The organism is Corynebacterium sp. 22-2729 (assembly GCF_053479475.1).
This window is the reverse complement of the sequence record NZ_JBRBCA010000001.1, coordinates 121,582-142,128: the sequence shown is the minus strand read 5'-3', so window position 1 is coordinate 142,128 and position 20,547 is coordinate 121,582. Positions and strand designations below refer to the sequence as shown.

At 59.9% G+C, this 20,547-nt stretch carries 18 protein-coding genes; 11 read left to right on the top strand and 7 right to left on the bottom strand.

Annotated features, from left to right (window positions below; all coding sequences use genetic code 11):
* Positions 1–42: 42 nt before the first annotated feature.
* Positions 43–2,631, bottom strand: a complete 2,589-nt coding sequence (clpB, locus tag ACUY2T_RS00590) for an ATP-dependent chaperone ClpB (RefSeq protein ID WP_448306903.1) — start codon at positions 2,629–2,631, stop codon at positions 43–45.
* A gap of 259 nt (positions 2,632–2,890) precedes the next feature.
* On the opposite strand from clpB, the gene ACUY2T_RS00585 reads away from it, so the two are divergent.
* The 4 genes from ACUY2T_RS00585 (at position 2,891) to ACUY2T_RS00570 (ending at position 6,697) form a co-directional block, all read left to right on the top strand.
* Complete coding sequence (locus tag ACUY2T_RS00585) at positions 2,891–4,039, top strand: TRAP transporter substrate-binding protein (RefSeq protein ID WP_448306902.1); 1,149 nt, start codon at positions 2,891–2,893, stop codon at positions 4,037–4,039.
* Positions 4,036–4,653, top strand: a complete 618-nt coding sequence (locus ACUY2T_RS00580; RefSeq protein ID WP_293790649.1) for a TRAP transporter small permease — start codon at positions 4,036–4,038, stop codon at positions 4,651–4,653. The genes ACUY2T_RS00585 and ACUY2T_RS00580 overlap by 4 nt, the downstream gene beginning before the upstream one ends.
* Before the next feature lie 3 nt (positions 4,654–4,656).
* Positions 4,657–5,943, top strand: coding sequence for a TRAP transporter large permease (locus tag ACUY2T_RS00575; RefSeq protein WP_448306900.1), 1,287 nt, complete (start codon positions 4,657–4,659; stop codon positions 5,941–5,943).
* A gap of 424 nt (positions 5,944–6,367) precedes the next feature.
* On the top strand, positions 6,368–6,697 hold the full coding sequence (locus ACUY2T_RS00570) for a hypothetical protein (RefSeq protein WP_293790647.1): 330 nt from the start codon (positions 6,368–6,370) through the stop codon (positions 6,695–6,697).
* Positions 6,698–6,701: 4 nt separating this feature from the next.
* Here the strand turns inward: ACUY2T_RS00570 and ACUY2T_RS00565 are convergent, their stop codons facing one another.
* Positions 6,702–7,457, bottom strand: a complete 756-nt coding sequence (locus tag ACUY2T_RS00565; RefSeq protein ID WP_293790646.1) for an IclR family transcriptional regulator — start codon at positions 7,455–7,457, stop codon at positions 6,702–6,704.
* Between the two features lie 160 nt (positions 7,458–7,617).
* Between ACUY2T_RS00565 and ACUY2T_RS00560 the strand changes: the two genes are divergently transcribed.
* The 3 genes from ACUY2T_RS00560 (at position 7,618) to ACUY2T_RS00550 (ending at position 11,233) form a co-directional block, all read left to right on the top strand.
* On the top strand, positions 7,618–8,784 hold the full coding sequence (locus ACUY2T_RS00560; RefSeq protein WP_293790645.1) for an acyl-CoA dehydrogenase family protein: 1,167 nt from the start codon (positions 7,618–7,620) through the stop codon (positions 8,782–8,784).
* Positions 8,785–8,845: 61 nt separating this feature from the next.
* Complete coding sequence (locus tag ACUY2T_RS00555; protein WP_448306897.1) at positions 8,846–9,949, top strand: CaiB/BaiF CoA transferase family protein; 1,104 nt, start codon at positions 8,846–8,848, stop codon at positions 9,947–9,949.
* 105 nt (positions 9,950–10,054) lie between these two features.
* On the top strand, positions 10,055–11,233 hold the full coding sequence (locus ACUY2T_RS00550) for an FAD-binding oxidoreductase (protein ID WP_448306895.1): 1,179 nt from the start codon (positions 10,055–10,057) through the stop codon (positions 11,231–11,233).
* A 4-nt stretch (positions 11,234–11,237) separates the two neighbouring features.
* Here the strand turns inward: ACUY2T_RS00550 and ACUY2T_RS00545 are convergent, their stop codons facing one another.
* On the bottom strand, positions 11,238–12,167 hold the full coding sequence (locus ACUY2T_RS00545; RefSeq protein WP_293790642.1) for a carbon-nitrogen hydrolase family protein: 930 nt from the start codon (positions 12,165–12,167) through the stop codon (positions 11,238–11,240).
* Between the two features lie 226 nt (positions 12,168–12,393).
* Here ACUY2T_RS00545 and ACUY2T_RS00540 point away from each other — a divergent pair, with 226 nt between their 5' ends.
* Complete coding sequence (locus ACUY2T_RS00540) at positions 12,394–12,678, top strand: hypothetical protein (protein ID WP_448306894.1); 285 nt, start codon at positions 12,394–12,396, stop codon at positions 12,676–12,678.
* Positions 12,675–13,994: an alpha/beta hydrolase gene (locus ACUY2T_RS00535; protein WP_448306893.1), complete on the top strand. Its 1,320-nt coding sequence runs from the start codon at positions 12,675–12,677 to the stop codon at positions 13,992–13,994. Before ACUY2T_RS00540 ends, ACUY2T_RS00535 begins: the two co-directional genes overlap by 4 nt.
* A 9-nt stretch (positions 13,995–14,003) precedes the next feature.
* On the opposite strand, the gene ACUY2T_RS00530 is transcribed toward ACUY2T_RS00535, so the two are convergent.
* Positions 14,004–14,498 (bottom strand): methylated-DNA--[protein]-cysteine S-methyltransferase, encoded by a 495-nt coding sequence (locus tag ACUY2T_RS00530; RefSeq protein WP_448306892.1) that lies wholly within the window; start codon positions 14,496–14,498, stop codon positions 14,004–14,006.
* A gap of 244 nt (positions 14,499–14,742) precedes the next feature.
* On the opposite strand from ACUY2T_RS00530, the gene ACUY2T_RS00525 reads away from it, so the two are divergent.
* Complete coding sequence (locus ACUY2T_RS00525; RefSeq protein ID WP_448307161.1) at positions 14,743–16,206, top strand: basic amino acid/polyamine antiporter; 1,464 nt, start codon at positions 14,743–14,745, stop codon at positions 16,204–16,206.
* 1 nt (position 16,207) lies between these two features.
* Here ACUY2T_RS00525 and ACUY2T_RS00520 read toward each other — a convergent pair whose 3' ends face one another.
* Both ACUY2T_RS00520 and dnaJ read right to left on the bottom strand, forming a co-directional pair.
* Positions 16,208–16,624 carry a heat shock protein transcriptional repressor HspR gene (locus ACUY2T_RS00520; protein WP_448306891.1) on the bottom strand — a complete coding sequence of 139 codons (417 nt, stop codon included), beginning with the start codon at positions 16,622–16,624 and terminating at the stop codon, positions 16,208–16,210.
* Positions 16,624–17,814, bottom strand: a complete 1,191-nt coding sequence (gene dnaJ, locus ACUY2T_RS00515) for a molecular chaperone DnaJ (protein ID WP_448306890.1) — start codon at positions 17,812–17,814, stop codon at positions 16,624–16,626. The genes ACUY2T_RS00520 and dnaJ overlap by 1 nt, the downstream gene beginning before the upstream one ends.
* Positions 17,815–17,994: 180 nt before the next feature.
* Between dnaJ and ACUY2T_RS00510 the strand changes: the two genes are divergently transcribed.
* On the top strand, positions 17,995–19,185 hold the full coding sequence (locus ACUY2T_RS00510) for a hypothetical protein (protein ID WP_448306889.1): 1,191 nt from the start codon (positions 17,995–17,997) through the stop codon (positions 19,183–19,185).
* On the opposite strand, the gene ACUY2T_RS00505 is transcribed toward ACUY2T_RS00510, so the two are convergent.
* Entirely contained in the window at positions 19,182–20,483 is a 1,302-nt protein-coding gene (locus ACUY2T_RS00505) for an HNH endonuclease signature motif containing protein (RefSeq protein ID WP_448306888.1), read from the bottom strand. The genes ACUY2T_RS00510 and ACUY2T_RS00505 overlap by 4 nt on opposite strands.
* Positions 20,484–20,547 lie beyond the last annotated feature (64 nt).

Below are 20,547 nucleotides of genomic sequence, written 5' to 3'. Positions count from 1 at the left end.
TTTATATGTATGTCGCCGACGGCCCCCGACCGTCACCAGCCTTTAGACCTCACCATCAGCGGCCCCGAGGGAGGTGATGACCAGACCTGCAGCCTCGTCGCCACCGCGATCAACGTCCACGCGCACCGTATCGCCGTCGCGCACGTCCCCAGCCAGTAGCTTCTTAGCCAACTGGTCACCGATCGACTTTTGAATCAGTCGGCGTAGCGGCCGTGCGCCATAGGCTGGATCGTAGCCGTGCTCGGCCAGCCACGACTGGGCGTCATCAGTAACATCCAAGGTCAAACGGCGGGCCGCAAGGCGATCCGCCAGAGCGCGCACCTGGATAGACACGATGGACTTCAACTGCTCGGAAGACAGTGGCTCGAAGATCAGCACGTCATCTAGTCGGTTGATAAACTCCGGCTTGAAGGCGCGCTTCACCGCCTCCATGACCTCGTCGTCGGTACCGCCAGCACCAAGGTTAGAGGTCAGGATCAGGATGGTGTTACGGAAGTCCACAGTCCGACCCTGGCCGTCGGTCAGGCGGCCTTCATCCAGCACCTGCAGCAGCACATCGAACACATCCGGGTGAGCCTTCTCTACCTCATCGAACAGCACCACCGTGTACGGGCGACGCCGCACCGCTTCAGTTAGCTGGCCACCTGCGTCGTAGCCGACGTATCCCGGAGGAGCACCGACAAGGCGAGCGACGGAGTGCTTCTCGCCATACTCCGACATATCGATGCGCACCATGGCGGTCTCGTCATCGAAGAGGAAGTCAGCCAGAGCCTTCGCCAGCTCCGTCTTACCCACGCCTGTCGGCCCCAGGAAGAGGAAGGAGCCCGTCGGACGATTCGGGTCAGCCACCCCGGCGCGTGCACGGCGCACTGCATCGGAGACCGCATCGACGGCGCTGTTCTGGCCGACCACACGGCTGCCCAGAACACGCTCCATGTTCAGCAGTTTCTCGGTCTCACCCTGCAGCATCTTGCCGGCGGGCACGCCAGTCCAGGCGGAGACGACATCGGCGATGGTGTCGGGGGTGACTTCCTCGGTCAGCATCATGCCTTCCTGCTGCTCAGCCACAACCTTCTCCGCTTCGGCCAGCTTCTTCTCCACGTCCGGAATGTGTCCGTAACGCAGCTCAGCAACCTTGGCGAAGTCGCCTTCCCGCTCGGCGATCTCGGATTCGCGACGCAGGTTATCCAGCTCCTCCTTCAGCTCGCGGAGGTTATCGATACTGCCCTTTTCGTTTTCCCAACGGGCGGTCAGCCCAGCCAGCTTTTCCTTTTCATCGGCCAGCTCGCTGCGCAGACGCTCCAGGCGATCCTTGGAAGCAGCGTCCGTTTCCTTGGCTAGTGCCATCTCTTCAATTTCCAGGCGGCGAACCACGCGCTCTACGTTGTCGATCTCCTCTGGGCGTGAGTCGATTTCCATGCGTAGGCGGGATGCGGCTTCATCGACCAGGTCGATAGCCTTATCCGGAAGGAAGCGGCTGGTGATGTAGCGATCCGACAGGGTTGCTGCTGCCACCAGCGCGGAGTCCTGGATGCGTACGCCGTGGTGCACCTCGTAGCGCTCCTTCAGGCCACGCAGGATACCGATGGTGTCCTCCGCGCTCGGCTCACCAACGTATACCTGCTGGAAACGACGCTCCAGCGCGGCATCCTTTTCGATGTACTTGCGGTACTCGTCCAGGGTGGTTGCGCCGACGAGTCGCAGCTCACCTCGGGCCAGCAGGGGCTTGATCATATTGCCCGCGTCCATCGCGGAGTCGCCGCCGGCGCCAGCACCGACGATGGTGTGCAGCTCGTCAATGAAGGTGATGACCTCGCCCTCGGCCTCCTTGATCTCATCCAGGACAGCTTTCAGGCGCTCCTCGAATTCGCCACGGTATTTTGCGCCGGCAACCATAGAGCCCAGGTCCAGGCTGATCAGCTTCTTGCCGCGCAGGGACTCCGGGACGTCACCAGCTACGATGCGGCGGGCCAGCCCCTCTACGATTGCGGTCTTACCGACGCCGGGCTCACCAATGAGCACCGGGTTATTTTTCGTGCGACGGGAAAGTACCTGGACAACTCGCCGGATCTCCTGGTCACGTCCGATGACCGGGTCGATCTTGCCCTCGCGGGCGCGTGCTGTGAGGTCGGTGGAGTACTTTTCCAATGCTTGGAACTGCCCCTCCGGCTCTTCAGTGGTGACCTTTCGGTTACCGCGCACAGATTCAAAGGCGCCACGGATGGCCTCGAAGGTCGCGCCCGCCTCGTGCATCGCCTTTGCGGCGTCGGAATCACCCTTGGCGATACCGGCCAGCAGCACCTCGGTGGAGACATAGGTGTCTCCCAGCTGCTCCGCCAGTTCCTGAGCGGCGGTCAGTGCGTTCAGGGCATCACGGTTGAACTGCGGGTTTGCCATCTCGCTACCGGATGCCTGCGGGTATCCAGCTACCAGGTTCTTAGCCTTGGCTGCAATGGTCTGCGGCTGTACACCTGCAGCCTGCAATACGGGCAGGGCAATGGAATTATCCTGCTCCAGCAGCGCAACAAGCAGGTGCGCTGGTCGGATGTCTGGGTTGCCTTTGGCGGAGGCATCCTGAAGTGCAGCCTGCATTGCAGACTGGGTCATGGTGGTGGGGTTGAAGCTCGACATTTCTACATCTACCTCCTGCGGCTTCATTCAGGTCGCGCTTGCACGCTCCCGACTTTACTTGAGTACACCTCACTCAACCACTACAAGCTTGAGTCTATTCCGCTCAATTTACGTATATGAGTGTGATTTACCCCACAAATTCACCCCCGGCCTAGTTTTCTATACGAAATCTATCGTTTCCTCGCGCTCCATTGGGTTAGATGAAGGTTATCCAAATCGGAAAATCTCTACATATATCCGTAAAAGGGGTGAAGGGATCATGCTCAGACTCCACAAGAAGAAAGCACCCGCCCGCCAAGTAGCCTCCGCCATAGCTGCTACAGCTTTGGCACTGGCGCTTCCCGGCGCGCTTACCGCCTGTTCGGACTCCTCCGCTGAACCTTATGGTCCAGGCAGCACCGCCAAGTTGAAGATGGCGGACAGCTACTCAATCACCCATCCTGTCGGCAAAGGTGGCACTCAACCTTTTCTCGATCAGGTCGAAAAAGACCAGTCAGTAGACATCGAGTACTTCTCTTCAGGGCAAATGGGCAAACAAGCAGACATCCCCTCCGTGCTCCGCAGTGGTGTGGTCGACCTGGCAGTCATCTCTCCTTCCTATGTCAGCTCCAGCTTTCCTCTCAGCAGCGTGGGCGATCTTCCGGGTTTTAGCTCCGATGCATGCGTGACCGCCTATGCACTTCGCGATCTAGTGAAGCCAGGGGGCGTCCTTTATAAAGAAGAACTCGAACCCATGAAGTTCATGCCGCTGTGGACAGGTTCGATCCCAGGCTACGAAGCGATGACCGGCGGCAAAGCCCCATCTCACCCCGCCAACTTCCACGGCGCGGTACTGCGCTCCACGGGCGGCGCACTAGACCGCGTGATTGATGAGATCGACGCAGCAGGTGTAAGCATGCCCATTGGCGACATGTATGAAGCAATGTCGCGCGGAACAGTAGAAGGCACACTCGCCAGCCCGATCTCGATTACTCCCTACGGGTTGGAAGACGTCATACACGCCAGCACGTACGGAGCCCAACAGGGCAACTTCACCTTCTTCTATGGCATCAACCTAGATACCTGGAACCGTCTGAACGATCAGCAGAAGAAAGTGCTGACCGATGCGGCCGATAAATCACAACAGTCTGTCTGCAAGGAACTCAATTCCGCCCGTGAAAAGTCGGTACAGAAGATGAAAGATGCCGGCGTGCAGTTCTACGACGTCACCGAAGGCCAGAACGCCAAGGAATGGCAGAACATTTCGCAACCAGTTTTGGACAAGTGGATTGAGGTTGCCGAATCCAAGGGTCACCCAGCTCAACGGGTCGTGGATGACTTCAAAGCCGCCCTCAAGCGCCATGCACATCGCGCAGAGACGAAAGAGGCAGCAGGAGAAGGAGCAGAAGAAGGGAAGGAGCAGTCATGACCAGTAGCAACTTGGTCCACCCCGGCCATCATGGCACCGCCGAACGCAGCAAATACGGCTACCAAACCCAGGATCACCCGGGCTTCGACAAGGTACAAAACACCATCTCCGCGGTGTGTGCCTGGATCGCGGGCGCGGCGATTTTGGGGCTGGCGCTCGTCACCCTCGCTGAAGTCATTGCGCGCGAGTTCTTCAGTTCTCCCCTCGGCTGGAATATCTCCGTCACGGAGCGCTATCTACTCCCCATTACTGCCTTCTTTGGGCTGGTCACCACCTATCGAACCGGCACCCATATCGCCGTAGAGTCGCTCTTCAACAAACTCCCGCTCCGAGTGCAGAAGACCATCCTGCTGCTTATTCATCTGGCTGTGGTTATTTCCATGGTGTTCGTCTTCATCGGTGGGTGGAACCAGACCTACATGGTGTTTACCCTGCACCACGCCACCCTTCCAGGCATGGCCGATCTCGCCACTCCCGACTGGACTTACCGCGTGATCGTGCCAATTGCAGCCGCGCTGTGCGCCTTTGTGGCGGCGCTGGATTTTCTCCGGGAGCTCATCACCCCATGGGATCACCCCTACACCGACTACGAACCCGGCGAGGAAGAGGTATAGACCATGCTTGCGCTCTCAATCATTGTGCTGCTGGTCGCGCTGATTATCCTGCGCGTCCCCGTCAGCTTCGCCATCTTCGGCACGGCCACGGTCGGACTCATCGCCCTCGGCGGAGTCGAGCTGGCCATCGCCACCATGGAGACCTCACCGTTCGCTGCCGTGCGTTCCAACTCTCTATCCGCCGTGCCACTGTTTATCCTGATGGCGCAGCTGATGCTGATGTCGGGTCTTTTGGATTCTGTTTTTGACGCCGCCAAGGCGCTCGTTGGCCGTATCCCCGGTGGTACCGCCATCGCCTCCATCGGCGCGGGCACCGCGTTCGCAGCCGTCTCTGGCTCCTCCACCGCCGCGGCCGCCACGCTGGCGCAGACGTCCTCTACCCGCATGATCGAGGAGGGCTACCACAAGGGCACCGCGACGGGCTTGGTGGCAGTGGTCGGCACGCTGGCAGCCATGATCCCGCCCTCGATCATTTTGGTCTTCTACGCGATTACCGCAGAGGCTCCAGTAGGCGATGTCCTGGTCGCGGGCTTCTTCCCTGGCTTGATGGTCGCACTGGGACTGGTATTGGTCATGTACATTGGCTTCCTCAAGGATCGCTCCCGTGCACCACAAGGCGAGCCGGTTCCCTTCAAGGAAAAAGGCCTCCAGCTGTTGAAATCATCCCCATTGCTGCTGATCTTCCTGGCGGTAGTCGGCTCCATCTTCACCGGCATCGCCACGCCCACCGAGGCCGCCGCCCTGGGCGTGCTGGCCGCGCTGATCCTGGTAGTCGCGAAAGGTCGTTGGGACCGCAAACAATTCGGACTTACTGTGCTGGAAACGGTGAAGACCACCGGCATGATCTTTGCCATCATCATGGCCGCTCACGTGCTGGGGCACTTCCTCACCGAAACCCGCGTGACCCCGAAGCTGGTCAGCGCCATCGGCGAGTCCTCCCTGCACCCGCTAGTGGTCATGGTTCTGATCGGTGCTGTGTACCTGGTTCTGGGCTTCTTTATGGATCAGATCGCCATTATCGCCCTAACCGTGCCGGTTACTCTGCCCATTGTCGAATCACTGGGCTACGATCCGGTCTGGTTTGGTATCTTCATCGTGCTGCTGGCCGAGACCGGCATGGTCACCCCGCCCATGGGCCTGAACGTATTTGTCGTCTCGAAGGCCGTACGTATCAACCCCATGATCGTGTTCAAGGGAGCATTCCCCTATGTCGTGATCATGCTGGTCATCGCCCTGGCTTTCCTGCTGTGGCCCCAGCTGGTGCTGTGGGTGCCGGAGTTAGCCGCTTAAGCTGGCCCGTGCCCATCGGGTATGGGGTTCCTTTCTAAAACACTAGAGAACGCATAGTGCTCAAAACCTGTTTAAGCTGCAGAGCATCCATTAGCGTTTACCCCATGTACAAAGATCGCTACATTATCCTGCAAGCATCCACCTTCACCGAAGAGAATGTGGATCCCGACCTTTTTTCGACCGGTTTCGCTGGGCCGAATTATCCCTGGGTTTTTCCTACACCGGCGATTCCGACGGAAAGGTAATCCCTCTTAGCCTTTGGGAAATTAATGATGCTACCCACGACACTATTGAAGATCTGCAGACTATTCGCGCACACTTAACCGTGCGATCGAAAGAGGATCGCTTCCCTCTTCGCCCGTTATTTGCCGTGTGGGACTCCGCATTGCCAAGTTCCGCATTTTCAGCTCTCCACTCCATCAGTATGAGCGCGATTTCCGACTTCGGCATACCTTCAGTTTCCGATATCGAAGCTATCTCCGCTTGCGAGCGAAGCGTCAACGCATATGAACAGGACGAACCATGGGCCAGCTCCGTCAAATTGCTCGAACAGACCATCTCTCGTCACCACATGAAGCAACGAGGGAAGATCACCGCATTCTTCGGTGGAAAAGAGGTTTCCAAGGAGGCGTACTACGCGGAAAGCTTTCGCCCCGCACTAATCTCCAGCGCCTTTGAAACCATCTTGCACGCCCTCCCCCAGGGAGAGGACTGGCGAATCACCGCCACTTCTTCAACGACGAACTCAGCTTAAGCTGCTAACGGTTCCAGCGGGCACTGTGGCGTCTTAAAACCTCAATAATCCGATCCGCGTCGCGCGCGATCTGCTCGGTCGAGGCAATGACGGACACCGAGGCCACCGCCACCCCCTGACTCTCGACGCGCACGGCCACACCATCCGCGCCGTTCAAGGCCACACCAGGAGCAATACACTCGCCGGTCGCGCGCATGTCTGGGTACCAGCGCTGGAACTTATTGATGGTCTCCTGCGAGCTTTCGGAAGCAGCCAGAATCCCCCACACTTGCTCGTGACCCAGCCCGGAGAGGATCGCCCACCCTGCCGACGTTTCGAGCGGCGGGCGCTGCAGACGGTTCTGCGCCAGGTACTCGAACTCGGGGTCCGACAGCGCGTAGTCGAGGTAGTAGACGTTGTCACCTACCAATGACGCCAACACGGCGATATAGCCCGTCTCTTCCACCACGTCTTCCAGCATGTCGTGGGTGACCTGATCCACTGGTCGGCTACCGGCGAGAGTGCTCAGAAGATATGGCGCAAGCCCCAAGCGGAAGGCTTTATCCCGTTCCTCCAGGTATCCGGCCGCGACCAGGCCATTCACCAGGGACTGAGTGGAACTTACCGGCGCGCCGATGGCCTTCGAAATATCGGTGAGCCCGCGTGGCTGCGGGTTGCGGGCCACAAACTCCAAGATGTCCGCAATCCGGTCGACAGTGCGGTGGTGCGACCTGCCTGGCTGCTGATCGACGGGAAAGGGGAACCGGGACGCGTCGGGCAATGAGGGTTCCTTTCGGCTAGGTAGTTGACGTCGGGAGCGTGACTCAAACGATAGTAAAGGAAGATTTCGCAAAAACCTTTCGCGACGAAATCACTTCCTCTACACTCAAGGGTACACAAATCAGTATCGGAATCCCTATATATGTAAGGAACTGACTGGCATGACCTCCTCACCGCTCGACCTCACCTCCTTCAACAGCCTGCTCTCCGACGAAGAGCGCATGCTGCAGGAAGCCATGGCGGACTTCGCCCAGAAAACTCTCAAGCCCAATGTGCAGGAATGGTTCGACAAGGGTACCCTGCCCGCCAAGGAACTCGGCCCGCAGTTCGGGCAGCTCGGCGCTCTGGGCATGCACCTGGAAGGCTACGAGTGCCCCGGCGCCTCCGCTGTCGCCTACGGCCTGGCCTGCATGGAAATCGAGGCTGTCGATTCCGGCCTGCGTTCCTTCGTCTCCGTCCAGGGCTCCCTGGCTATGTTCGCCATCCACCACTGGGGTTCCGAGGAACAGAAGGAAAAGTACCTGCCGAAGATGGCCGCCGGTGAGTACCTGGGCTGCTTCGGCTTGACGGAGCCCGACGCCGGATCCGACCCGGCGTCCATGAAGATGCGCGCAACCCGCGACGGCGACGAGTGGGTCCTCAACGGCACCAAGATGTGGATCACCAACTCCCCCGTCGCCGACGTGGCCGTTGTGTGGGCTCGCACCGAGGACGGCTTCGCAGGTTTCATCCTGGAAAAGGGAATGGAGGGCTTCACCGCCCCGGAAATCCACAAGAAGCTCTCGCTGCGCGCCTCCATCACCGGCGAGATCGTGCTGGACAACTGCCGCGTACCGGATTCCCAGCGCCTACCGAAGATCGACACTCTCCGCGGCCCGCTGACCTGCCTCAACGAGGCTCGCTACGGCATCATTTGGGGCGCCCTGGGTGCCGCCCGCGACAGCCTGGAAACTGCCATTGAGTACACCGAGACCCGCGAGGTATTCGGCAAGTCCCTCTCCAGTTACCAGCTCACCCAGGCGAAGCTGGCCAACATGTCCGTCGAACTCAACAAGTCCGTCCTGTTAGCCCTGCAGCTCGGCCGACTAAAGGATAAGGGCGAACTCGCCCCGCACCAGGTTTCCGTCGGCAAGCTGAACTCCACCCGTGTGGCCCTGGAGATCGCCCGCGAGTGCCGCACCCTACTGGGCGCTTCCGGCATCACCCTGGAGTATTCGCCGCTGCGCCACGCCAACAACCTGGAATCCGTGCTGACCTACGAGGGCACCGCAGAGATGCACCAACTGATCATCGGCCAGGCTCTCACCGGCAAGGGCGCATTCCGCTAAGTCCCGCGCACCCCAGCCTCACCCCACTCCAACCCAACCCTCCCCAACCAGAAAGGCACAAATGGGCCCCCTTGAAGGCATCGTCGTGGCCGATTTCTCCCGCGTCCTCGCCGGCCCCTACGCAACCATGATGCTGGCGGACATGGGCGCACAGGTCATCAAGATCGAGCGCCCCGGCACCGGCGACGACACTCGCTCGTGGGCACCACCCGTCAACGCCCAGGGCATGTCCACCTATTTCGCGGGTGTGAATCGCAATAAGAAGTCGGTGGAGATCGATCTCTCCACCGATGAGGGCCGCCAGCAGGCCCGCCGCATCGCCGAAGAAGCCGACATTCTGGTGGAGAACTTCCGCCCCGGCACGATGCAGCGCATGGGATTGGATTATGAAACACTCCGCCAGCACAACGAAGGCCTGATCTACGCCTCCCTCTCCGGCTTCGGCTCCGGCAAGGGCGCAGACATCGGCGGCTACGACCTGATGGTGCAGGCCGTCGGCGGCCTCATGTCTATCAATGGCGAAAAGGACCACCCCGTGAAGGTCGGCGTAGCACTCGTCGATGTACTTACCGGACTGCACATGGGCATGGGCATCCTCGCGGCGCTACATTCCCGCACCTCCTCCGGCAAGGGCCAGCACATCGAGATCAACCTGCTGCACACTCTGCTTTCCTCCCTAGCCAACCAGGCCAGCGCGTTCGTCGGTGCGGGCGTCATTGGTAAGGCCATGGGCAATACCCATCCCTCCATCGCCCCCTACCAGGTGTTTAAAACCCAGGAGGGCGACCTCGCCATCGCCGCCGGCAATGACTCGCTATACCACCGGACCTGCCGGGTGCTGGGGATTGAGGAATATATTGATGACGCCCGCTTCGCCACCAACAGCGACCGAGTCGCTCACCGCGCCGAATTGGCCGCAATCATCGAACAGGCATTGGCTCAAGGCAGTGCGCAGGAATGGTTTGAGAAGCTGCGCGCCGCTGGAGTCCCCGCAGGCCCGGTAAATAACATCAAACAGGCTTTTGAATTCGCCGAATCCCTCGGGCTGGACCCGATCGTGGAGGTCGAGGGCATGCGTAGCGTGCGTAACCCGATCAACTTCTCGGAGACCCCCGTCGAGTACCACACAGCACCTCAACAGCTGGGCAATCAGGCGTTCCAATAGGGGAAGTTCCCATTCACAGGTTCAGGTGAGACAATGAGGGCAACCAGCCGGCCCCTCACCCGGTTGCCTCAACCCGCCCCTGGAGAGCAAGGAGACTTCGAGTCCGTGGCACGCCACTCTTCACAAGACGAATACACCTTCGCTGAGTTGCTCGCGCTCATTGAGGAACACCGCCACGATCTGACTCAGCTCACCCGCGCGAAGCTGAATTCCATGGATCTGAGGCCCCGACCTGTGCACTTTCCGCACGTCGCGGGCACTGAGTACACCAATCCCTCCCCGGATTTCTCCCAGACTTTGGATCTAGATGAGGTATATCTGGATCGCACCATCCGCTTCGTTCTCCGCGGCATCACCCGTGGCGGCGAGTTCGCCTCTGCCCAGGGGGAATTCCTGGTGGCGACGGGCAAGGATTTCCGCAAGTTCGGCATGGGGTCGGAGCATTATGCCGCGCTAGAGTCCGCGTTAGTGGAGGCCATCGGCGAGCATATCGGCGTCACCAAAAAGCTCAGTGACACGATCAACCTGGGGTGTAGCCTGCTTGCGTATGGCGCAATCGAGGATGAGGAAGCCGAGCTGCCCGCCACCTCTGCCGCGAAGGTACTCGAGGTTCTTCATCCCTGTGACGCCGTCGCGGTGGTCCGCACACAGGTGGATCCGCCGTTGCCGTATTGGTCGGGTCAACATGTGGAGGTGCGCACTCCGCACACCCCCGAGCTGTGGCGTGCGCTGTCCCCCGCTATCCCTTTTAATGAGGACGGATTGGTGGAGTTTCACGTACGCGCGGTCGGACCGTTTTCCCGTGCAATCGTGGAGGGCACCCAAGTCGGCGAGCAGTGGGTGCTGGCTAACCCTTATGGGGATCTGCAGATTTCGGGGGAAAAGCCGGTGGTGATGGTGGCGGGCTCCACGGGTTTGGCTCCGGTGCGGGCGATTCTATTGGATCTGGTTCAATCCGAGGAGCGGCCTCCCAAGGTGCAGCTCTTCTTCGGGGCACAGAACCCGGACGAGCTCTATGAGTGGAAGAGCCTGGTGGCCTTTGAGGAGGCTTTCGACTGGCTAGACGTGTACCTGGTGGTGCAGAACGACGAGCCGGCGGCGGAAGAGTTCGATGCTTTCACTGCACGTGGCCTAGTAGGCGAGGTGGCTGCCGAACAGGGCGCATGGCGAGATGCCGAAGTGCTGATCACGGGAAACCCAGACATGAAGCAGCACACTGTGGAGGCTTTCCTGCGTGCGGGCGCGAACCGAGAGCAGCTGCGCTTCGACGTACCGCACAGCTAGTGCATTACTGCACTATTTCTCTTTGCTCTTCAACCTCACCGATCAGATCGACCCCTACGCCGAGTTCGCGATCGATGCGGTGGCCATCGAGGACCGGGAGAGACTTGCGAACCTTGTCCACGTAATTCGGGTCAATATCGATGGTCAGCACCTGTGCGGCATAGCCAGTCTCCGCTAGCCGGGCGCCGTTCGGGCCGATGGCCACAGAGTGGCCGATGCCGGTAGGACCGTCCGCAGTGCCGTAACGCTCCGGTGAACCAGGACGCGCCATTCCCGCGGCGATCAGGTAGCTAGTCGAATCCAGCGCACGGGCTGCCGTAAGCTCGCGCCACTGCTCCAGCTTCCCAGGACCGTCCGCCCAGCTAGAGGGCACAATCATCACCTTGGCGCCCGCGGCTGCCATGGCCACAAAGTGCCCTGGGAAGCGGATGTCATAGCAGGTAGCCAGCCCCACACCCACGCCGCCGACGTCAATAACCACGCGACGCTCCCCGGGCTTGACGGTGTCCGACTCTCGGTAGCCGAAGGCATCGTAGGTGTGAATCTTGTCATAGTGCGTCACATAATCCGGCCCCGCGACCAGCAGGGTATTGTGCACGCGGCGGAACTGATTGGCCTCCGGGGAGTCGCTGGGCTGCTCAGTTACCAGCTTCCCACTCGGAGTGCGATAAACGGTATCCGCCGGGGTGAACATGCCGACAACGGCGGTCGTCCCGTGCTTCTTGGCCGTATCGATCACCGCCTGGGCGAAGGGCCCATCCAGCGGTTGGGCGACTGTATCCAGCCGTCCGCTATCGAAGGGGAACATAGCCGCTTCCGGGAAAACGACCAGGTCAGCACCATTTGCCGCACCGGACGCAATGTACTTCAGGACGCGAGCCAGGTTAGCTTCCACATCCGGTTCGGCCTTCATCTGGATGACAGCGATACGCATACAGACCACCCTAGCGATTCTGCCGACATCGTGCGCTCTTTTGCTTTCCACTTACCGAGGGCCTGTGGATAAAACTGAGTTATCCCCAAGCTCCCAAGTTTTCTCTTTATTGACGCCCCTTGGTCTCCCTACACTCCCTTTTCAAAAGCACGGTCTAAAGATGCGCAGAGCACAGGGGGTTTGCATGCATTATTCGGCAATGGGGTTTCTAAATTATCTGGACACAATGGAAATCGATTCGGCAGCGGTACAGAAACGATGCGAGAAAATCACTGAGAACGGCGTGCAGTGCGCTTCGGCTGGCTATTCGGTGGCGAACGCAGAAGCTCCTGGAGTGCCAGGCGGATCAACAACCAGTGGAATTGCCACGGCGGCGGATAGGCTCCACGCTGCTTTCACCGGTTTCGGCCGGCAATTGAGCACAATGAGCCAGAGCATTAGCGCCTTCACCAACGACGTGGACTTCGCCGACAATGACAGTTCCGATGCACTCTCAGGAGCGAACCGATGAACGAGTATGGAGGTTCCGGTTCCAGCAGCTTCGGAAAAACAGTCACGGTCAACGATGTGGAACATGCCAATGTAGATGCGCTGCGCACCGCCGCCGGACTGTTTAAAAGCAGCGGCGAGAAGACCTCTCGCCATGCAGGAGAAGCGCGAAAGACAGCCCAATGGGAAGCCGACTGGTCGGGGCAAGCAGCCGATGCAGCTAAACACGCCACTGATTCAGCGGCGAACCAACTGGACACCGCTGGTTTTAGCAGCAGCACAATTGGGAAAGTGGCGAATATTCACGCCGATATTCTTACCCCCACCAGGTTGGCAGTGAGGACGACGGTAGGGCTTGCCCGGATGGCACTCATGTCCGTCCAGCAGGATGGTGAGGTGTCAGCTAAACACCTTGGATTGATTCCCGGAATCGGCGAGGCTGCACAAAGCATGGCTCTAGCGCTAACGAATGTTCTGCGCGGGGCACTGAAGTTGGCGGGTCTGTTGGATCGAGCCTCGGGCGGAATCATTCATTCGATCAGTAACTCCGTTGCCCTACCCCGAAGTGATTTTGCAGGGGGCGAAACCGAGGGGGCGTCACTACCGCTAGTTCCCAAAGACCTGCCAGTAGAGCGCGTGAATTCTCCCCATGGCCCCGTGGTGACGGTGGGTGATCCCAAGCATGCGGATGAGGTAATTACGCTGGTCAGTGGCGTGGGTTCCAATAATCCGGAGGCACTCCAGCGCACAGAGGCGTGGGCGCGGGCAACGGCGGCGGACGCCGCAGCACAGGGCAAGAACGTGGCGGTGGTGGCTTGGCATGGTTATGCGGCGCCCGAAGATCTCACAAGTGCGGTATCGCGGGAACCAGCAAAGGCCGGCGCTACGGCACTGCAGGAGCATCAACGTCAGCTACGCGAAAGGAACCCGAATGCAAGATTGCAGGTAGTGGGCTATAGCTACGGGTCCGTGGTGGTCGGCGAAGCCGCGGCTCGCAGCGGTGCAGGCCTCACCGCGGACGAAGTCAGGCTATGGGGCAGCCCGGGCGTCCACGCCGAACAGGCGGAGGGCTTGCAACTGCATGCGAAAGATGGGCACGCGGAGGTGTACAACGAGCACGTCCCCGGCGATATGATTCGGCTGACGACTACTCCGGAGCTCGGGGTACATGGGCGGGATCCAGCCGCACCCGATTTTCACGCCCCACCGCACGAGGCCGATGCAGGCGATTGGTCCAGCTACGGTTGGGGCCGAATTTTGGATCTCTACCTGCTACGCCGCGGGGAGACAGATGCGCATAGCTCCTACATGTGGTCTCCAGAGGTGAATGCACACTAGCGAAAACCACTATGCACAGTGCCGGCGTTCCATATCGATTAGCGCTTGCTTCAGCTCAGCTCCGCCCAGATACTTTCCGATGTGCCCATCGCTGCGCACTACGCGGTGACAGGGATAGAGGATCGGGAGTGGATTGTTTGCGCACGCCGAGGCAGCGGCACGGATGGCACGCGGGCTGCCTGCCTCAGCTGCAAGCTTGGCATAACTCCAAGTCTGGCCGTAGGGAATCCGCGCCATTGCTTGCAGCACGCGTCGCTGGAACGGGGTGGTAACACGACTGAGATCCACAGGAACGGTGAATGTGCAGAGTTCGCCGGAGAAGTATGCGCGCAATTGTTCTGCAGCTTCTGCAGCGTAACAGCTGGCGGCATTACCGGGGTTGCCGGCGCCGCTTTCCTGCTGAACACCTTCGAACTCAACGGCCAACACGCCTCGGTCGGTGGCCAGCACCCGGAGCGCGACGTCATCCAGTCGAACGACATTCTGACCGATTTGTGAATCCATACTGTTATTATGCCCAACCATTATGCCCCCTCACGCGAGTATCCACGCGCCGGTTGGGTCAAAGCGCCATCTACGTTGTACGGTACTAACCGTGAATATCTCTAATAATGGGGATACCCCATCTACTTCGAACGCATCGCAGGGAGAGCGCCTGGGCGCGTCCGCCGGTGAATCGACCGGGGCGCACCACCCCCAGGCCTCTACTGCGGAGGTACTGATTAAGGACGACCCGCGCACCGTTCGCATGGGCATGCTGGTCAGCCTTATCGTTGGCTCCACCGTCGGCGCGGGCATATTCGCCCTGCCGCAAAATATCGCGTCGGTGGCCTCGCCCGGTGCCGCTCTCATCGGCTGGGGCATTACGGGCGTGGGCATGCTGTGCATCGCCTATGTCTTCCAGGCTCTCGCTCTGCGCAAGCCGCACCTGGATTCCGGCGTGTATTCCTACGTGCGCGCCGGGTTGGGGGACTTCGTGGGCTTCGCCTCTGCCTGGGGATATTGGCTGGGCACCATCATTGCCCAGGTGGGTTATGCCACATTGTTCTTTAGCTCGCTCAGCTTCTTCTTCCCCATCTTCAGCAGCGACCATCCGCTGGTGCAGTCGATCTGTGTTTCGGCGCTAACCTGGGGAATCTTTATCGTCCTTTCCCGGGGCGTGCGCCAGGCAGCGATCATGAACGTCATCACCACTGTGGCGAAGATCCTGCCGATTCTGGCCTTCCTGGTGCTGGTTGCCTTCGCCGGCTTCAACATGGACGTCTTCACCTCAGACTTCTGGGGCCGTGCCGCAACCTTCGGCGAGAATCAGGATCAGGCTTTCTCCCTGGGCGACCAGGTAAAGGGCATGATGCTGTTTACTGTCTGGGCTTTCATCGGCGTGGAAGGCGCCTCGACTTACTCGAAGCGCGCACGTCACCGCAAGGATGTGTCGCTGGCGACTTTCCTCGGATTCGTCGCAGTGTTCTTCCTGCTCAACGCCGTGAGCTTCCTTTCCTTCGGTGTGGTCTCCCGCGAGGAGCTGGCTGCTATGGGCGATAACTCCATGGGAACGGTGCTGGAGCACGTCGTTGGCCCGTGGGGCGCTGGGTTGATCTCCATCGGCCTGTGCATCTCTGTGCTGGGCGCTTATGTGTCCTGGCAGATGCTATGTGCCGAGCCAATCACGCTCATGGCGCAAGATGGACTACTACCAAAGACAGTTGGACGCACCAACGATATGGGCGCCCCCTATGTCTCACAGTTCCTTTCCGCCGTGGTGATCCAGGTGTTCATTATCGTGTTCTACCTCAATGAATCCACGTACACCACGATGGTGCAGCTGGCTACGTCGCTCTATCTGGTACCTTATGTGTTCTCCAGCCTGTACCTGCTGTTCCTGGCCACGCGCGGCCACGGCTTCAAGCACCCGGACGCGGGCTCGAAGTTCGATATTTCCGGACCGGAGGTAAGCAAGGGCACCAACCGTATTCACCTGCTCATCAGCGCGGTAGCTTTCGGCTACTCCTTGTGGCTGCTCTACGCCGCCGAGCTGCAGTTCGTCCTACTGGGCACGCTGCTCATTGTGCCGGGGCTGGTGGTTTACGTATCCACCCGCATCAAGGCCGGCGGGCGCATCTTCAATACTTTCGAGTGGATCATCAGCACCATCGTCGTTATTTCGTCGATCGGCGCACTGTACCTGATCCTCACCGGCCAGGTCAGCCTCTAAACTAGCGTCGCTTCTGCCTGTCCCACAGCACTACCGACGTCGAACGCGGGACATGCACGATCTCACCACGTGGCCGCCCGCCCGCACCTTCGCCACGCTCCATGCGCGCCTGCATATCCGCCAACCGGCGACGCAGGGCAGCGTTTTCTTTCTCCAGCTCATCCAGCCGGTTCTGCTGGGCAATGATCGTTTTAATGCCCGCCAGGTTTACGCCCTCCTCGTGGGAAAGGCGCTGGATTTCCTGCAACTGCTCAATATCCTCACGCGAGTAGCGACGGCCACCGCCGCTGGTGCGTTGGGGCGTCACTAAACCCATCCGGTCATACGTGCGTAGCGTTTGGGCATGCATTCCGGTGATGCGCGCGGCGACAGAGATCACGAAGACCTCCCTTTCGCCGCCGGTCTTTCCAGTACTCATTAGTTACCCTCCCATCCTTCGCGGGGGTCGAATCCAGAGCGCTTTTCCTCTTCCGAGTACTTTCGCAGCGCACTCATCGCTCCCTCGTCCAGGTTCTTTGGCACCGCCACCTTGACGGTCACCAGCAAGTCGCCGCTGGCACCGTTGCGCTTATTCACGCCGTGGCCGCGCACACGCAGCGTGGTGCCGTCCTGCGTGCCCGCAGGAATGCGTACCCGCACCTTGGAAGCCAAGGTAGGCACCGTCACTGCCCCACCGAGCACCAGCTCGGGGTAGCTCACCGGCACGGTTAGCTTCAGATCATCGCCGTCGCGGCTGAACACCTTGTCCGGCTTTACGTGCACAGTCACGAACAGATCGCCAGCCGGCTTGCCACGCTGCCCTGCCGAACCCTGTCCGGCCAGGCGCACCTTCTGCCCGTCGACCACACCCGCAGGCACGCGCACCGTGATCGTGCGTGCCTGAGTGGTGCGTCCCGTACCGGAACAGTCTGCGCATTTGTCCTTAATCACCGACCCCGTACCCGAGCACTCCGCGCACGGGCGGGAAAAGCCGAAGGCACCCTTGCTCTCACTGACCATGCCGTCACCGCCGCATGCACCGCATGTGTGCGGCGCGGTGCCCGCCTTGGCGCCGGAGCCGTGGCAGTTTTCGCAGGGCTCGGGTTTAGTGAGGCGAATCGGAACGGTCACGCCTCTTGTAGCCTCGCGGAACTCGAGCGTCAGCTCCGTCTCCACGTCTGCCCCGCGGCTGCGCTGGGTGCGGCGGCTACCCCGCCCTTCAAAGCGGCTGCGGGAGGCGCCGGCGGTCGGATCCTCACCGAAGATTCCGCCGAAGATGTCGCCGAATCCACCACTGTGGGCGTCATTGCCAAAAAGATCAGAGACGTTAAAGCCGCCTGCACCGCTGAATCCTGCACCGCCGAATCCTGCGCCGGTCGAATATGCACCGCTAGCAAGCATGCGCTTCAGCTCGTCATACTCCGCGCGCTTTTCCTTATCGCCCACCACACTGTAGGCTTCGGAAGCCTTCTTGAACCGCTCCTCCGCCACCGTATCGCCCGGGTTGGCATCCGGGTGGTTTTCGCGAGCGATCTTGCGGTATGCCTTCTTGATCTCCTCTGCCGATGCGGTGGAGGACACGCCGAGGTCTTGGTAGTAATCCTTCTCGGCCCATTCACTGTGCGCCATGTGTCGCTCCTTCCTTCTTGCGCTGTTCACGCGGGGTATCACTCATTAACCTTGAGTCTACCGCGCTGAACTTTTGATATCTAATCTTCTATAACGACGCCCCTACGCTTTTATTCCCTTGCAGCGCCACTTCGGGGCCAGACGAAAGCCCACTCGAGCAGAACTGACTAGGGTGGGGCCATGGCACCCAAAAAGCGCAGTTGGTTTAGCCGACTTTTCGGCTCCCACAATTCACCATCCGATCTCGGCAGCTCTGACAGCTCGGTTGATAGCTTTTCTGCTCCCGGCACACCTGCTCCCGGCCCGGAGGATCCACCAGTGCCGTTGAGCGGCCTGGACTTGCACCAGTCCACCGCGATGATTCGCCACATCGTGCGCGCGCTTAACGATCTCGGCTATGGCGCGAACCCCACTCCTGAGGTGGTGTATTTCAGCAAGCCTGAGGACATTGAGAAGCCCCTGAAATATGTCGGCCGCACCCCTGGCCCCTATGGCGGCAGACTTCCGGCACCGGACGATGGCGAGGGTTCACTAATGGGCCTTGAGAACATCACGAAGCAGGTCGCGAGCGCCGAGGACTTTGCCAGGGACATGCCCGAGATGGTCAATAACTTCGTTTCCACGCTTGTCTCGTCTATCCAGATCACGACGGATATGGGCTCAATCCCCGACGCGGAGTTCTACTCCTACCTGCGTGTGCGCCTCACGGCGATCGAACTTCTGCCGGAGAGCGCGCAGGCGGATGCGTTCGAGTTCAACCCAGAATCCCCCATTCGTCCTTTTTCGGACGCCCTTTGCATCCACCTAGTCCTAGACTCACCTAACGCAGTGTTGGGCCTGACCCCGGATTCGCTGGAGGATCGAGGGCCCGTAGAGGACCTCTTCCGGATCGGCTACCGCAACCTATGGCAGGATCTGATCGATTCCGATCTTGAGGTGCAGTCCATCCAGGCGGACGAAAGCAAGCCCGGAGAACGCGTGTGGTTGTTCGTTGGATCCTCGTACTACGTGGGGTCTATTCCGATTCTGTTGGATGACATCGTCGAGCGTTACCTACCCCAAATCGATCGCGAGTCTGGGTTGTTGCTGGCAGCTCCGCATCGCCATGTAACGCTGCTCCGCGAGATGGATGAGGGCAGCGATCTCATGGGATCCATCAAGATGATGGCAACCCTGGCCGCCAACCAGTTCTCCCAGCAGGCAGGCGCGTTGAGTCCACGCCTGATGATCTCTCACATGGGCGAGGTGACTACGTTCACCAATGTGAAGTGGAATAGCGACCACACTGCGGAGCTTGAGGTCAAGCCGACCGCATACCTCACCGAGAAGCTTCATCTCGGTGACCTAGGGGATGGAGGCGGCCTCGCCTAGAACGGTGGCTCTTCCTCTTGGTTGCGCTGTTGTTTCCGCTGGTTGAACTCCACCACCCTCCGCGTTCGCTTTATGGCTCGGTGCCGGAATGTGAATCTTCCCAGCGGGCCGTTCGGAGTGGTGATCACGGTGTGGCCGTCGCCGTGGCTGCTCCAGGTTTCCACTCCATCGGAGGAGATCTCCACATCCCATGCTCCGGTCGTCTTCGCATTGTGATGCTTTGCACAGAGACAGTGGAGGTTTGACGTATCAGTCGGCCCGCCTTCCGGGTTGTTATGCACGAAGCGTTTGACGTGATCCAGCTGGCATTTGTGGGCAGGCACGTCGCAACCGGGGAACCGGCAAGTCCCGTCCCGCCCTTCCACGCTCGCGCGAATCAGCGGCGTCGGAGTATAACCAGCCGTGGTGGCCTTCCCCGGAGCCTGCAGATGGGTCACGCGAGCCATCCATTCCTTCGTAGCCAGCGGACTAAGCCAGGTGCCAGCGGCCCAGATCTGGGAATCCGGAATATCCACCCGGCGATATAGGTTGAGGTTCACTTCTGCAGTAGCACTCCCCCGCACCAGACTTAGCAGCGCCCGCGCCCGCGAGCAGTTCTCTTTCTTCCGCACGCCATCAACCGCTTGAATCAGCTCTAGCGCCTCCAACTTAGGGAGAGTCAGATAAAACTCGGTATGGTCGCTTGGCCGGTCATCAATACTCAGCCTTGCTGCATTTCCCAGCGCATCTTCGGCACCCTCCTCATTCGCATCGTCCGAGAGTATGGGCCGATCTGCAGGATCGATCGGACAAGCCAAAGGCTCGCGCTGCATGACGATCTTCTTCAGCCGCTGACGGATCGTGCCATGCCCAAGCATTGCCTGGTTAGGTCGAGTAGGTGAAAGTGCAGTGTATACATCGGCTTCTATGACGGAGGCGTGGGCGTCACTAATAGCGACAAGGCTCTGCGCGACAATCCGCCAGATTTCTATGGAGTAAGCCCCCGTTTCGGCAAGCTTCAACAACGATGGGAAGCGGCGGAAGGTTGCGCCGACGTCAATAAGCTGGATGACCCGAAACTCCGGTAGTCCCAGGCGGACACACAAGCGGGTGGTGACATCGCCGACGCATTCATGGTCGCGAGGCGTGCATGCCACGGCAAGGCGCGCATTGTTGAGATTGATGTCGCAGACTGCTGCGCTTATCGGGTCGGTAGGGTCGGTTACTTTCCAAAAAGGCTTCTGCGCCTGATCGGCGGATTGGTTGGGCGGACGCTGGTCTGGTGGCGATTCTTCTGGTGGTGTGGGTTGGTCGAACATCTTTCCCCTTTGATGATCAAAGTCCCCTGTGTTGCATGGTTTTCGTCCCGTGGTTTTCCGTGCG